This is a genomic window from Streptomyces sp. NPDC088812 (assembly GCF_044750285.1).
Lineage (GTDB): Bacteria > Actinomycetota > Actinomycetes > Streptomycetales > Streptomycetaceae > Streptomyces.
Map to the genome: position 1 here is coordinate 1 of NZ_JBIVJP010000011.1, position 13,452 is coordinate 13,452.

Below are 13,452 nucleotides of genomic sequence, written 5' to 3' on the forward strand. Positions count from 1 at the left end.
CACCCCCCAGGTCATGCCTTCGACAGGGGGCAACAGTCATGCCGGGCCCGGAGGCCAGCGGCCCTCTTGCAGGACCGCGAAAAACATAACGGGGCGGCCGTCACCACGGGGGGCGGCCGTCACTCCTCGTCGAAGTCGTGCGCCGCGACCCGCAGGGGCCGCAGCATCGCGAAGAGCTCCGCGCACTCCTCGGCGTCGTACACGCCGAGCCCGAAGTCCATCGCCATCAGGTCGCGGGTGGCGGCCTCGACGACCTCGCGGCCCTTGTCGGTGATGGTGGCGAGGGTGCCGCGGCCGTCGTTGGGGTTGGGCCGCTTGGCCACCAGCCCCGACTTCACCAGGCGGTCGACGGTGTTCGTCACGGACGTGGGGTGCACCATGAGCCGCTCGCCGATCTTCGACATGGTGAGCTCGCCCTCCTTGGAGAAGGTGAGCAGCACCAGCGCCTCGTAGCGCGCGAAGGTCAGCCCGTACGGCTTGACCACCGCGTCCACCTCGGCGAGCAGGATCTGGTGGGCACGCATGATCGAGGTGATCGCGGCCATGGACGGCACGTTTCCCCAGCGCTGCTTCCAGAGCTCGTCGGCGCGGGCGATGGGGTCGAAGGGAAGGCTGAGCGGCTTGGGCACGGCATCAGACCCTACCCGCCGGTCATATCGCGGTCAGCCCCGTCTCGGTTTTCGGTCTCCCGGCCGCACCGCCCGCCCCCGACGTTCCTCGGACGTTCCTCAGTAGAGGTTGCGCAGTCCGAGGACGTCGCCCCGGCCGAGGGTGCGGGCGTCCGTGGTGCAGGCGAAGGAGTTCGTGAACATGGTCTGCCCCTCGTGACCGGGGCCGACGTGGGCCAGGCCGAACACATGGCCCGCCTCGTGCGTGGCGACGCTGCGGATGTCGTAGGCGTCGGTGCAGTCGCCGGTGGGGTTGTTCGTGAAGGTGTAGTGGCTGGTGTTGAAGCGGACGTCGGCCTCCTTGAGCCAGTCCGGCCGGCCGGACATCGGACGGCTCCACGAGCAGGTCGTGGCGACGACCCCGCCGCTGAGGTTCCCGGCGTCCCAGACGCTCACGCCGTCCCGCGCCGCGCAGCGGGCCTGCTGGTCGATGTCCGCCTCGTGATGGGTGCGGCCGTGGAAGAGGGTCCTGGCCCCCACCGCGTCCCCGAACCCGCAGTCGTTGCGGGTGCCGGTGATCGCGGTGAGGGCGTCCTCGAAGGCGCGGCGGGCCTCCGCGGCGGAGAGATTGCCGGGCAGGGAGTCGTCGCCGAGCCACCAGTCGTAGGTGCCGTACTCCTTGTGATCGGCGACGGCGTACGCGCTGTCGGCGCAGGGGGCGCGGCGGGCGGCGCGGGCGGCCGGGGCCGCGGCACGGGTGTGCTCCTCGGAGCCGGCCTCCGACGCCGGAGCGGCGGGGGCCGCCTCACCGGCCTCACCCGCCTCGCCCGCCCCGGCCTCCAGGTCGTAGTCGTAGGAGACCGTGCCGTCGGCGGCGACCTCCAGGGTGAAGCCGTGCCGCGTGCCGTCCACCGACAGGGCGTCCACGGTGACCTTCGTGCCGGGTTCGGGAACCGTGACCCCGGCGCCCGCGTGGGTGACGAGGCGTCCGACGGCCGCGCAGTCGAGCACCGAGGACCCGGCGGGCAGGTCGTCCGGGGTCAGCGCGCCACGCCCGAGGACGCAGCCGCCGCCCGCGCGGGTGGACGCCTCGCCGCCCGCGCGCGTGGGTTCGTCGCCGCCGCCCACCACTGCCACCGACACCGCCAGTACCACCGCCGCGACGACCCTGCCCGCCAGTTGCGGCCCGTGACGACCTGTCACTTCGCCTCCGCCCGAAGGTCCGCCCATCGGACGGAACTCGATCGATTCTCGGAGAGGTTAGCCCTCGGACGCGGGCTGAAAACCATGTGGGATACCACCCGTTTGAGCGATCGCTCAAACGGGTGTACCGCCCTCTCCCGGGTGTTTGAGCGGGCGCTCAAACGCCGTTCCGAGCTGGGGAGTTCGCATGGTTTCCGCCATCGGGACGCGGATCCGCGCCGATCTGGACGAGGTGTGGACGTACACGCGGGACCCGGCCCGGCACCGGCGCCGGGACCTGCGCTTCACCGGGATCGAGTACCTCCCCCGGGGCAACGGCGAGCCGCGGCGCTTGTGCTACGCCACACGCGTGCTGCCGGGCCTGACGATCGCCGGAACGGGTGTCCCGGCGGGTGAGCGGAAACACCCGGACGGCAGCCGCACCTCCGCCGTGCGCTTCACCTCCCCGCACCCGTTCCCCCCGCTCGTCGAGGGCCGCGGCTCCTGGCGCCACGTCCCCGACGGCGACGGGATCCGCTTCCTCTCCTGCTACGACCACCGGCCCCGCCCGGGGATCTTCCGGGCGCTCGCCGACCGGCTGCTCCTGCGTCCGCTGTCGGACCGGGTGACGGCCTGGTCCGTCGAGGAGCTGGGGCCGGTGGGCCGGCGGGCGGTGCGGCAGCACCTGCGGCGCGCTTCGGCGAAACGGTGAGCCCGACACCGCGGCGGGTCCGGCGGGGGGCGGTGAGCACACGGCGGGCGCCGGCCTGGGGCGGTGAGCACACGGCGTGGGGCGGCCTGGGGCAGTGAGCGCACGGCGGGGGTGGTGAGCGCACGGCGGGCGCCGGCGCCCGCGCCGCTACCGGATTTCATTCACAGGAAGCCACGGATCCCCGACCGGACCCCGTGCCGCGTAACGGCACAGCAGCAGTCGAGAAGGCCGGAATCCTCGGGCTTCAGCCCGAGGTGCAAGTCAATCCCCCTCGTGCGCCAGGTGCAGGTGCCGCTCGACCGTCTCCACCTTCGACGTGAGTCCGTCCGTCACGCCGGGACGGATGTCCGCCTTGAGGACCAGGGACACGCGCGGCGCCCGTTCCTCGACGGCGGCGACGGCCCGCCGGACGACGTCCATGACCTCGTCCCACTCGCCCTCGATGGACGTGAACATGGCGTCGGTGCGGTTCGGCAGCCCGGAGGCGCGGACCACGCGGACGGCTTCGGCGACGTACTCCCCCACGTCCTCGCCGACGCCGAGAGGGGTGACGGAGAAGGCGACGATCACGCGTTCACCACCCCTTCCTTGCGGGCGCGGGAGGCGATGACCGCGTCCTCGGCCTCACGGCGGAGCCTGCGGTCGGCGAAGAAACCGCCGGTCGGCAGGACCGACAGGACGAGGTAGAGGGCCGCGGTCCCCAGGGACCACTTCGCGCGGTTCCAGGCGTCCGCCCAGAAGATCACGTACAGGACGAAGAGCACGCCGTGCACCGCGCCCATGACCGGCACCGCGTTGAAGTCCGTGGTCCGCTTCAGCACCGAGCAGACGAGGAGCAGGAGGAAGGAGATGGCCTCCGGGGCGGAGACCAGGCGCAGTCGGCGGAGGGCGGAGGCTGTCTTGAGGTCCACGGGTCACCTTAGGTGTCGATGAGCTGGGCCGTTTGTGAACGCACGCACAAGGGTCCGCCCATTGTGGCAAACGGACGGCGCGGGGCGGGGCGGGGGGTCGCCCTCCCCGTCGGGGGAGTCGCCCCGGTCAGGGGGTGGTGCCTCCTTCCCCTCCGGGGGCCATCAGGGGACGATCAGGGGCGAAGTCCACCCGTGGGACCTGTCGGCGGAGCCGCCCGGCGGCTACCTTCGCTGCGTGGCGATGTTCCGACTCCAAGGCAGCAAGGTGCTCGCCGTCGACATGACCGGGGACGCCGTGAAGGCGAAGAACGGCTCGATGGTCGCGTACGACGGGCAGATGGATTTCAAGAAGCTGAGCGGCGGTGGTGAGGGGCTGCGCGGGATGGTGACGCGGCGGCTCACCGGCGAGCAGATGACCGTGATGGAGGTGAAAGGGCGGGGGACGTGCTGGTTCGCGGACCGGGCCTCCGAGATCAACCTCGTCGATCTCCGGGGGGACACGCTGTACGTCGAGTCGAGCAACCTGCTGGCGACGGACTCCGGACTGCGGACGGGGACGAGCTTCACCGGCCTGCGCGGCGCCTCCCAGGGCAACGGCCTGTTCACGACCACCGTCGAGGGCCACGGCCGGGCGGCGATCACCTCGGACGGACCGGCGGTGGTGCTCAGGGTGAGCCCGCAGTACCCGCTGACCGTCGACCCCGGTGCGTACATCGCGCACCAGGGGAACGTCCGGCAGTCCTTCCAGTCCGGTGTGACGTTCCGCACGTTCCTGGGGGAGGGCGGCGGCGAGGCCTTCCAGATCCGCTTCGAGGGGGACGGCCTGGTGTACGTACAGCCCAGCGAGCGCAACACGATCGCGGGGGACGTCTGAGATGCCCTTCCGTGAGATCAACTCCAGGATGGTCGAGGCGACCGTCCTGCCCGGTCAGCGGCTGTTCAGTCAGCGCGGCGCGATGCTCGCGTACCAGGGCGAGGTGTCCTTCACGCCCAACATGCAGGGCGGCCAGGGCGGCGTCATGTCGATGATCGGCCGGCGGCTCGCCGACGAGGACACCCCCCTGATGACCGTCGAGGGCAGCGGCACCGTCCTCTTCGGGCACGGCGGCCACCACGTCCAGGTCATCCAGCTCACCGGCGACACGCTGTACGTGGAGGCGGACCGTCTGCTCGCCTTCGAGGGCACGCTCCGGCAGGGCACGATGTTCATGGGCTCCCAGGGCGGCGTCATGGGCATGGTCCGCGGCCAGATCAGCGGCCAGGGCCTGTTCACCACGACGCTCAAGGGCCACGGCGCGGTCGCCGTGATGGCCCACGGCGGCGTCTTCGAGATCCCGATCACCCCGCAGCGCCCGGTCCACGTCGACCCGCAGGCCTACGTCGCCCACCACGGCGACGTCCGCAACAAGCTGTCGACGGCGCTCGGCTGGCGGGACATGGTGGGCCGCGGCTCCGGCGAGGCGTTCCAGCTGGAGCTCAGCGGCAGTGGTGCGGTGTACGTCCAGGCGTCGGAGGAGAAGCTGTGACCACCTACCCGGGGACCGGCCCCACCGTCCTCGATCCGGCGACCCTGCCCGTCGACGACAACGTCAACGCGTACACCTTCTGCGTGGAGCTCAAGGGGAGCCAGTGGTTCCTGCAGAAGGGCAAGATGATCGCCTACTACGGCTCGATCGACTTCAACGGCATCGGGCACGGCCGACTGGACCGCCTGGTGCGCACGTCGTTCCATTCGCCACTGCACGCGAGCGAGTGGGTCGTGGCGGAGGGCTCCGGCAAGATGCTCCTCGCCGACCGGGCCTTCGACGTCAACTCGTACGACCTGGACGACGGCAATCTGACCATTCGCTCGGGCAATCTCCTCGCTTTTCAGCCAAGTCTGTCACTGAAGCAGTCGATCGTCCCGGGCTTCCTCACGCTGATCGGAACCGGGAAGTTCGTGGCCGCGTCCAACGGTCCCGTGGTGTTCATGGAACCGCCCATCCGGGTGGACCCGCAGGCGCTCGTCGGCTGGGCCGACTGCCCGTCCCCGTGCCACCACTACGACCACGGGTACATGACGGGCGTGATGGGCGGTCTACGTGCGCTGACGGGCCTGGGCGGGGTCTCCGGCGAGGAGCACCAGTTCGAGTTCGTGGGGGCCGGTACGGTGCTGCTCCAGTCGAGCGAGGCCCTGATGGCCGAGCAGGCCACCGGGGCGGTGCCGGCGGAGCCCGGGGTGCCCGGCGGCGGCGGACGGCCGGGCGGGCACGGCGCGCAGAGCGGCGCACCGCGCCTTCCCGGACAGCTCGGGGACCTCCAGCGTCGCTTCGGTCTGTGAGCGGTAGTCTGCGGAGTGTGACATCGAACGCGTGCGCACCGTCACACCGCCCTCACTAGTTAGCTTTTCAACTTCTTAGGTAGACTTCAATCATGGAGACCGACACGGCCACGCGCTGGCTGACCGATGCGGAGCAGTGCGCCTGGCGCACCCACCTGGAGGTCAACAGGCTGTTGACGTACCAGCTCGAGAAGGATCTGCAGCCGTTCGGCCTGACGATGAACGACTACGAGATCCTGGTGAACCTCTCCGAGGCGGAGGGCGCCCGGATGCGGATGAGCGACCTGGCGTCCGCCACCCTCCAGTCCAAGAGCCGCCTCTCGCACCAGATCACCCGGATGGAGAACTCCGACCTGGTGCGCCGGGAGAACTGCGAGTCGGACCGCCGCGGTCTGTACGCGGTCCTCACCGACCACGGTCTGGAGACGATGAGGAAGGTGGCGCCCCATCACGTGGCGTCCGTGCGGCGGCACTTCATCGACCTGCTCTCCCCCGAGGCGCTCGTGGAACTGGACACGTCCCTGAAGCCCGTCGCGGACCATCTGCGCACCCAGCGGGGACGCCCCTAGCGGCCCTCGGGACCCTCACGCCCCTCGGGTCCGGCTACCCGGCGGCCGGCGGGCGGAGCTCGAACAGGACTCCGCCCGCCGGCGCCCGCCGGACCGTGAGCGTGCCGCCGTGCCGTACGGCCACGTCGCGGGCGATGGCCGGCCGCCGCCCCGCCCCGCCGTCGTCGCGGCTGCGCGCGGCGTCGAGCCGGACGAACCGTTTCGGAGTGGGCCGCCACGACACGGACGGCAGCGGCACCACCGACGACCAGCACGACCACGACGAGCACGACGACCACGACGAGCACGACGAGCACGACGACCACGACGACCACGACGACCACGACGAGCACGACGAGCACGACGACTGACCCGACGTCAGGAGAGGGAACACGCGGGCCCGCGCCCCGCACGCCGCCCGCGCCCCCCCTCGGTCCCGCCCCCTCGGTCCCGCCCCCTCGGTCCCGCTCCGCTCAGTCCCGCTCCGTGCACGTGCGCCGATAACCGATCCCGGGCACCCGCACCCGCCACTCGGCCTCCGTCAGCGGCGCCCCCGCCGCCGCGCACACCCGCCGCTCGGCCTCCTCGGTGCCCGTGGTCCACACCCGTGCCGTGTAGCCCGCCGCCGTGACGACGGTCCGTCCGTCCGCGCTCACGGCCGCGTCGCCGAACGGCTCACCGGGACTGTCCAGCCGTTCCCGCAGGACGGGCTCGGGACGGTCGACGTCCCACAGCAGCACCGCTCCGTCCTCGCCGGCCGTGAGCAGCGCGCCCGTGCGCCGGGCGAAGGCCAGCGCGGCGATGTGGCGGGTGTGGCCGAGCAGCGGCCGCGGGTCGCCGGCCGGCCGGTGCTCGGCCCCGTCGGGGTCGAGCCGCCACAGCAGGACCGCCCCGTCCCGGCCGCCGGAGGCGAGCAGTGCGCCCCGTTCGGCGAAGGCCACATCGGTGACCATCGCGGTGTGGCGCCCCCGCGCCCACAGCGGCCGGGGCCGCCCCCGTCCCCGGGTGTCCCAGAGCCGTACGGCGTGGTCGGCCTCCGCCGTCGCGAGCACCTTCCCGCCGAGCCCGAAGGCGACCGCCTGGACGCCCTTGGCACCGTCCAGGCGGGCGCGTTCGGTGAGGCGGCCGCCGGTGGAGACGTCCCAGAGCCGTGCCCCCGTCTCGCGGCCGCCGCTGGCCAGTTGCCCGCCGTCCGGACCGAAGGCCACGTCGTTGACGGCCTGCCGGTGGCCGGTGGCGTGGTCGAGCACACGGGCGGCCTCCGGGCGCCGTACGTCCCACAGGGTGATGCGTCCGTCCCAGGCGCCGGTGACGAGCCGGGTGCCGGTCGGGTCGAAGGCGACGGCGGACACCCACGCGGGGTGCGGCAGGACGGCCAGGCGCCGGGGGCGGGCCGGATCGCGTACGTCCCACAGCGCGGCGGTGCCGTCGAGGGCGGCGGTGGCGGCACGGGCGTGCGCGTCGTCGAGGGCGACGGCGTAGACCTGGCCGGCGTGGCCGAGGAGCAGCGGCAGCGGCAGCCGCCAGACGGAGGCGGTGCCGCCGGCGGTCGCCCCCGCGTACAGTTCGCGGCCGCCGGGCCCCCAGGCCACGGACTGCAACCCGTTCGGGTGGGCGAGGGTGGTCAGCGGCAACCCGGTGTGCGGGTGGCGCAGTTGCAGGCCCCCGGCCTCCCCGGCGACCGCGAGCAGGGAGCCGTCGGGGCTGTAGGCCATCCCGGTCGTGTAGCCCTCCGCGCGCTGTCCCGTCCGGGTCCTGGCGGTGCAGCGGCCGCCGCGGTCCAGGGCGCACATCCACACGTCGCGGTCGGACAGTCCGACGGCGAGGTGCCGGCCGTCGGGGCTGAGCGCGGCCTCGCCGACCGAGGCGCCCGTGAAGGACACGCTGCCGGCCGTCTCGTACGCGAGGCGGCGCGTGCCGCGCGCCCACACCGTGGCCCGCCCGTCCTCGCCCCCGGTGGCGAGCCGGGAGCCGTCCCGGCTGAACGACACGGAGTACAGGGCGCGGGCGGAGACCCGGTGGACGACCGGTCCGCGCGGCCGGTCCGGATCCGTCAGGTCCCACAGCCGCAGCGCCCCGTCCGCGCCGGCCACGGCGAGGGTCCGCCCGTCGGGCGCGAACCGGGCGTCACGCGCTCCGCCGTCCGCCCACACCACCCCGCCGGGCCGGGCGGACCGCCCGTCGACCCGCCACACCCGGGTCTCCACCGTGTCCGCCACGACGAGACTCCGCCCGTCCGCCGCGAACGCGAGCCCCCACACGGCGTGCCGCGCCCCGAGCCGCACCTCGCCCGTCATCCGTGCCCCGCGCCACAGCCGTACCACTCCCTGGCGGGTGCCGACGGCCGTGGTCCCGCCCCGGCCGAAGGCGAACGCCGAGACGGTGGCGTCGTTGCCCGGCAGTGGCGTGGGGTGGGGCAGGCCCGTGCTGCTGAGCAGCGCGCCGCGGGCGGCCGGCAGGCCCGGGGCCCGGCGGTGGGCGGCGACGGAGAGGGTGGCGGCGAGGGCCGGGTCGGCGGTGCGCAGGGCGCTGATCCGCTCGGTCAGGGCGACCGCCTCGGCCTCCCGCGCCTGACGCGTCGCCAGGTCGCCCTGCCGGCGCGCCTCCTGCCCGTTCTCGAACGCCACCGAGGCGACGATCAGCAGCAGCCCCAGCAGCCCGGCGAGGGCGGCCAGCGCCCGCCGCAGCCGGCGCAGCCCGCGGTCGGCCTCCCGGCGGCCGGCCGCCAGGAACGCGCGCTCGGCCGCGGTGAGCCGCCGGGGATGATCGGCCGCCCACTGCTCGGCCACCGCCAACGCGGCGCCCTGAAGCAGCAGTGAGGGCGCACGGCCGGCGTCGGCCCAGGCGCGGGCGGCCTCGGTGAGCCGCTGGTGCGTGCGCAGCCCCGCCCGGTCGGCGTCGATCCAGCCGGCCAGCCGCGGCCAGGCCCGCAGCAGCGCCTCGTGGGTGATCTCGACCCGGTCGCCGTCGACGGTGAACAGCCGCGCCCTCGTGAACGCCTCCAGCACCTCCTGGGCCCCGGCCACCAGCCGGTCCCGCTCCATGTGCCGTCTGCTGTCCGCGCCCTCCTCCCCGACCCGGACCAGTTGCAGCGTCAGCTGCCGTGCCACGTCCCGCTGCACGGGGGACAGATCGAGGTACGTCCGCTCCGCGGTGGCGGCGATCGCCCCCTGGATCCCGCCGGTCCGGCGGTATCCGGCCACCGTGATCCGCCGGCCGGTGCGCTGCCGCCAGGTGGCCAGCAGGGCGTACGACAGCAGGGGCAGCGTTCCGGGTTCGTGACCGCGGCCGGCCGGGTCGAGGTCGTGCAGCAGGACGTCGAGGAGGCCGGGTTCGATGTCCAGCCCCGCCAGTTCGGCGGGCCGGGTCACGCACGCGGCGAGTTCGTCGCGGCTCATCGCGCCCAGCGCCATCGGCCGGCGCTGGACGGCGCCGACGAGCGCCGGGTGGGCGAGGCACCGGTCGAAGAAGTCGGCGCGCACGGCGATCACGACGAGCGGCAGCGCGCACAGGGCGTCGACGAAGGCGGCCCGCTCGGCAGGATCGGCGCAGAGCGTGAACGCCTCCTCGAACTGGTCCACGACCAGCAGCAGTCCGCGCGCCTCCCCCGGCGCCGTCCCGGCGCGGATCCGCCCGGCGAGAGCGCCCTCGCCGGTGTCGAGGTGCCCGGCGAGGGCCCGGGCCAGGGCGTCGACCGGACGGGCGGTGGGCGTCATGACGACGCCGTGCCACGGCCGGCCGTCCGGCCCGGGGAGCGCTCCCTCGGCCACGGCGGGCAGCAGTCCGGCCCTCAGCAGCGAGGACTTGCCGGACCCCGAGGCACCGAACACGACGACGGGCCCGCCGCCGGTGCGGACGGCTTCGGCGACCCGGTCCACCAGCGCGGTCGTCGCCCTCTCCCGGCCGAAGAACCAGCGGGCGTCGTCGCTGCCGTAGTGGTCGAGGCCGCGGTACGGGCACGGGGTCGCGCGCTGCCCGGGCAGGGCGCCCGGTGTCTCGCACAGGCGTCGCAGGGTCCTGCCGGAGTCGAGCGCCGCGTCCAGTTTCGCGGCGAGCTCGCGGTTCGGGCGCTTGCGGCCGTGCTCGACGTTCGACAGGTGGCTCTTGCTGTAGTTCACCCGCTCGGCGAGCTCGGAGAGTGACAGCCCCCGCTCACGGCGGAGCCGCCGCACCGCCTCCGCGAAGTCCTCCGCCGCCGTCTCCTCATGCACCGTGTTCCCCCAGCTCAGAGCCTGTATTCCGGCGTTCCCTGGATGGGGTACGCGCCGGGTCTAGCCTGCCGGTCCGGCGGCGGGCACGGTGGTGTCGGCGGGCCGGATCAGCACTTTGGGTGACGGATCCCGGGGCCCGCCGTCCCTTCCATCCGAGCAGTGAACGGAGGCATGTCCATGCCCGAAAACAGCATGCGGATCAGGTGCGCGGTGGGCGCGGCGACGGTGGCGGCGGTCCTCGCCACCACGGCCGCCGGCCCGGCGCTGTCGGCGACGCGGGAGTCGGTGCGGCCCGCGCACACGACGACCTGCTCGGTCGGCGGCCCCAAGAGCGGGGCTCGCGCGACCGTCTCGTGGACGAACCGGTCCGCCACGGTGAACCTCACGGTGTGGGACGACGGGACCTGGCTGCGCCCGACCAAGGCGTTCGTCCAGGCGTACGCGGGCAGCACCTACGTCGGCGGCAGGGACCTCACCGCCGACGAGGGGCAGGCGCACGGCTCGTTCCTCTTCACCACGAGCAGGACCGGCGGCGTCACCTCGGTGAAGCTGTGGACCGAGTCGGGTGCGAGCGAGAGCGTCGTCCGCGCGTGCACGCGCTGAGGTGAGCGGGCGGGGTTCACCCCTCGGTGAGCCCTGCCACCAGTTCGTCGGCCGCCCGGTACGGGTCCAGCTCCCCGGCGACGATCCGCTCCGCCAGGGTGCTGAGCCGCCGGTCGCCGTGCAGGTCGCCGATCCGTTCGCGCAGGGCGGTGACGGCGATCGTCTCGACCTCGCGGGCGGCGCGGGCGCGGCGGCGCTCGGCGAGGACGCCGCGCTCCTCCATCCAGGCGCGGTGCTTCTCCAGGGCCTCGACGACCTCGTCGAGGCCCTCGGCGCGGGCGGCCACCGTCTTGACGATCGGCGGCCGCCAGTCGCCGGGACCGCGGGCCTCGCCGAGACCGAGCATGTGGTTGAGTTCGCGGGCGGTGGCGTCGGCGCCGTCCCGGTCGGCCTTGTTGACGACGTAGACGTCGCCGATCTCCAGGATCCCGGCCTTGGCGGCCTGGATGCCGTCCCCCATGCCGGGGGCCAGCAGGACCACGGACGTGTCCGCCTGGGAGGCGATCTCGACCTCCGACTGGCCGACGCCGACCGTCTCGACCAGGATCACCTCGCAGCCCGCCGCGTCCAGGACGCGGATCGCCTGCGGGGCCGCCCAGGCCAGGCCGCCGAGGTGGCCGCGGGTCGCCATGGAGCGGATGTAGACGCCCGGGTCGCAGGCGTGTTCCGCCATCCGGACCCGGTCGCCGAGCAGGGCCCCGCCGGAGAACGGCGACGACGGGTCGACGGCCAGGACGCCGACCCGCCGGCCCCGCTTGCGGTACGCCGTCACCAGCGCCGAGCAGGATGTCGACTTGCCCACGCCCGGTGAGCCGGTCAGGCCCACCACATAGGCGTTGCCGGTCAGCGGCGCCAGGGTCGCCATGACCTCCCTGAGCTGCGGGGACGCCCCCTCCACCAGGGAGATCAGCCGGGCCACGGCCCGGGGCCGGCCTTCCCTGGCCAGGGCGACCAGCGAGGAGACGTCCTGCATCACAGCTCCGTTCGGGACGAAGGGGCGTACCGGTGGCCGGTGCCCGGGCCGGAAAGGTCCGCCGGCTCGCCTTTCCGGTCACGGCACTACGACAGGGCTCAGGCCTTGGGTACCCGCACGATCAGCGCGTCACCCTGGCCGCCGCCGCCGCACAGCGCGGCCGCGCCGACCCCGCCGCCCCGCCGCTTCAGCTCCAGGGCCAGGTGCAGCACGAGCCGGGCGCCGGACATGCCGATCGGGTGACCGAGGGCGATGGCACCGCCGTTGACGTTCACCTTTTCCGTGGAAACCCCGAGGTCCTTCATTGACTGGACCGCGACGGCGGCGAAGGCCTCGTTGATCTCGACGAGGTCGAGGTCGGCGACCTCCAGGCCCTCCTTCTTCAGGGCGTGCAGGATGGCGTTGGACGGCTGCGACTGCAAAGAGTTGTCCGGTCCGGCCACATTGCCGTGGGCACCGATCTCGGCGATCCACTCCAGGCCCAGCTCCTGCGCCTTGGCCTTGCTCATCACGACCACGGCCGCCGCGCCGTCGGAGATCTGCGAGGCCGACCCCGCGGTGATCGTGCCGTCCTTGGCGAAGGCCGGACGGAGCTTGCCGAGCGACTCGGCGGTGGTCTCCGGGCGGATGCCCTCGTCCTTGCTGAAGACGACCGGCTCGCCCTTGCGCTGCGGGATCTCGACCGGGGTGATCTCGGCCTCGAACAGGCCGTTCTTCTGCGCGGCGGCGGCCCGCCGGTGGGAGAGGGCGGCGATCTCGTCCTGCTCGGGCCGGGCGATGCCCAGACGCGTGTTGTGCTTCTCCGTGGACTCGCCCATGGCGACGCCCTCGAAGGAGTCGGTCAGCCCGTCGTAGGCCATCGCGTCGAGCATCTCGATCGCGCCGTACTTGAAGCCCTCGCGGGACTTCGGCAGCAGGTGGGGGGCGTTCGTCATGGACTCCTGGCCACCCGCGACGACCACGTCGAACTCACCGGCGCGGATCAGCTGGTCGGCCAGCGCGATCGCGTCCAGGCCGGACAGGCACACCTTGTTGATCGTGAGCGCCGGCACGTGCATCGGGATGCCGGCCTTGACCGCCGCCTGGCGGGCCGGGATCTGCCCCGCGCCGGCCTGGAGCACCTGGCCCATGATCACGTACTGCACCTGGTCGCCCCCGATCCCCGCACGGTCGAGGGCGGCCTTGATGGCGAAGCCGCCGAGGTCGGCTCCGGAGAAGGACTTCAGCGAGCCGAGCAAGCGGCCCATGGGCGTCCGCGCGCCCGCGACGATCACGGAGGTCGTGCTGTTCGTTGCGGTCATGAGCTGCGATCCCCTTACCGGCCTGCACGGGCCGAGGAGTGAACGAGGGTTTACTTCGAATGTACTGAGGGGCGGCCCTCACC

General features: G+C 73.4%; 13 protein-coding genes and 2 pseudogenes. 7 read left to right on the top strand and 8 right to left on the bottom strand.

Annotated elements, in window-relative coordinates:
• Window positions 1–119: 119 nt before the first annotated feature.
• Window positions 120–629 (bottom strand): MarR family winged helix-turn-helix transcriptional regulator, encoded by a 510-nt coding sequence (locus tag ACIP67_RS20135; RefSeq protein ID WP_385061590.1) that lies wholly within the window; start codon window positions 627–629, stop codon window positions 120–122.
• A gap of 99 nt (window positions 630–728) precedes the next feature.
• Window positions 729–1,811: a matrixin family metalloprotease gene (locus tag ACIP67_RS20140; protein WP_401693295.1), complete on the bottom strand. Its 1,083-nt coding sequence runs from the start codon at window positions 1,809–1,811 to the stop codon at window positions 729–731.
• Window positions 1,812–1,998: 187 nt separating this feature from the next.
• Between ACIP67_RS20140 and ACIP67_RS20145 the strand changes: the two are divergent.
• Window positions 1,999–2,442 (top strand): annotated as a pseudogene (locus tag ACIP67_RS20145) (hypothetical protein); the annotation flags it as partial.
• 321 nt (window positions 2,443–2,763) lie between these two features.
• Here ACIP67_RS20145 and ACIP67_RS20150 read toward each other — a convergent pair.
• Both ACIP67_RS20150 and ACIP67_RS20155 read right to left on the bottom strand, forming a co-directional pair.
• Window positions 2,764–3,072, bottom strand: a complete 309-nt coding sequence (locus ACIP67_RS20150; RefSeq protein ID WP_401693297.1) for an MTH1187 family thiamine-binding protein — start codon at window positions 3,070–3,072, stop codon at window positions 2,764–2,766.
• Window positions 3,069–3,413 (bottom strand): DUF3817 domain-containing protein, encoded by a 345-nt coding sequence (locus ACIP67_RS20155; RefSeq protein ID WP_401693299.1) that lies wholly within the window; start codon window positions 3,411–3,413, stop codon window positions 3,069–3,071. Before ACIP67_RS20155 ends, ACIP67_RS20150 begins: the two co-directional genes overlap by 4 nt.
• A gap of 241 nt (window positions 3,414–3,654) precedes the next feature.
• On the opposite strand from ACIP67_RS20155, the gene ACIP67_RS20160 reads away from it, so the two are divergent.
• From ACIP67_RS20160 to ACIP67_RS20175, 4 genes are all read left to right on the top strand, one after another.
• Window positions 3,655–4,287, top strand: a complete 633-nt coding sequence (locus ACIP67_RS20160; protein WP_401693615.1) for an AIM24 family protein — start codon at window positions 3,655–3,657, stop codon at window positions 4,285–4,287.
• A gap of 1 nt (window position 4,288) precedes the next feature.
• The gene (locus ACIP67_RS20165; protein WP_401693300.1) at window positions 4,289–4,939 is read left to right on the top strand and encodes an AIM24 family protein; all 651 of its coding nucleotides are present in this window, start codon (window positions 4,289–4,291) and stop codon (window positions 4,937–4,939) included.
• Window positions 4,936–5,733, top strand: a complete 798-nt coding sequence (locus tag ACIP67_RS20170) for an AIM24 family protein (RefSeq protein WP_401693301.1) — start codon at window positions 4,936–4,938, stop codon at window positions 5,731–5,733. Before ACIP67_RS20165 ends, ACIP67_RS20170 begins: the two co-directional genes overlap by 4 nt.
• 92 nt (window positions 5,734–5,825) lie before the next feature.
• Window positions 5,826–6,302, top strand: coding sequence for a MarR family winged helix-turn-helix transcriptional regulator (locus tag ACIP67_RS20175; protein WP_401693302.1), 477 nt, complete (start codon window positions 5,826–5,828; stop codon window positions 6,300–6,302).
• Window positions 6,303–6,336: 34 nt separating this feature from the next.
• Here the strand turns inward: ACIP67_RS20175 and ACIP67_RS20180 are convergent.
• A pseudogene (locus ACIP67_RS20180) lies at window positions 6,337–6,504 on the bottom strand (two-component sensor histidine kinase); the annotation flags it as partial.
• Between the two features lie 4 nt (window positions 6,505–6,508).
• Between ACIP67_RS20180 and ACIP67_RS20185 the strand changes: the two are divergent.
• A complete protein-coding gene (locus ACIP67_RS20185) occupies window positions 6,509–6,652 on the top strand; it encodes a hypothetical protein (RefSeq protein ID WP_401693303.1) in 144 nt (47 codons plus the stop codon).
• Between the two features lie 102 nt (window positions 6,653–6,754).
• On the opposite strand, the gene ACIP67_RS20190 is transcribed toward ACIP67_RS20185, so the two are convergent.
• Window positions 6,755–10,492, bottom strand: a complete 3,738-nt coding sequence (locus ACIP67_RS20190) for a helix-turn-helix domain-containing protein (protein WP_401693304.1) — start codon at window positions 10,490–10,492, stop codon at window positions 6,755–6,757.
• A gap of 177 nt (window positions 10,493–10,669) precedes the next feature.
• On the opposite strand from ACIP67_RS20190, the gene ACIP67_RS20195 reads away from it, so the two are divergent.
• Complete coding sequence (locus ACIP67_RS20195; protein ID WP_401693306.1) at window positions 10,670–11,095, top strand: hypothetical protein; 426 nt, start codon at window positions 10,670–10,672, stop codon at window positions 11,093–11,095.
• 16 nt (window positions 11,096–11,111) lie between these two features.
• Here ACIP67_RS20195 and meaB read toward each other — a convergent pair whose 3' ends face one another.
• Window positions 11,112–12,068 carry a methylmalonyl Co-A mutase-associated GTPase MeaB gene (gene meaB, locus ACIP67_RS20200; protein ID WP_401693307.1) on the bottom strand — a complete coding sequence of 319 codons (957 nt, stop codon included), beginning with the start codon at window positions 12,066–12,068 and terminating at the stop codon, window positions 11,112–11,114.
• Window positions 12,069–12,166: 98 nt separating this feature from the next.
• Window positions 12,167–13,369: an acetyl-CoA C-acetyltransferase gene (locus tag ACIP67_RS20205; protein ID WP_401693309.1), complete on the bottom strand. Its 1,203-nt coding sequence runs from the start codon at window positions 13,367–13,369 to the stop codon at window positions 12,167–12,169.
• Window positions 13,370–13,452 lie beyond the last annotated feature (83 nt).

Excerpts from the sequence above, each read along its gene's own strand:
- ACIP67_RS20160 (WP_401693615.1), top strand. The coding sequence starts at position 3,655 with ATGTTCCGACTCCAAGGCAGCAAGGTGCTCGCCGTCGACATGACCGGG.
- ACIP67_RS20165 (WP_401693300.1), top strand. The coding sequence starts at position 4,289 with ATGCCCTTCCGTGAGATCAACTCCAGGATGGTCGAGGCGACCGTCCTG.
- ACIP67_RS20175 (WP_401693302.1), top strand. The coding sequence starts at position 5,826 with ATGGAGACCGACACGGCCACGCGCTGGCTGACCGATGCGGAGCAGTGC.
- ACIP67_RS20195 (WP_401693306.1), top strand. The coding sequence starts at position 10,670 with ATGCCCGAAAACAGCATGCGGATCAGGTGCGCGGTGGGCGCGGCGACG.
- meaB (WP_401693307.1), bottom strand. The coding sequence starts at position 12,068 with ATGCAGGACGTCTCCTCGCTGGTCGCCCTGGCCAGGGAAGGCCGGCCC.
- ACIP67_RS20205 (WP_401693309.1), bottom strand. The coding sequence starts at position 13,369 with ATGACCGCAACGAACAGCACGACCTCCGTGATCGTCGCGGGCGCGCGG.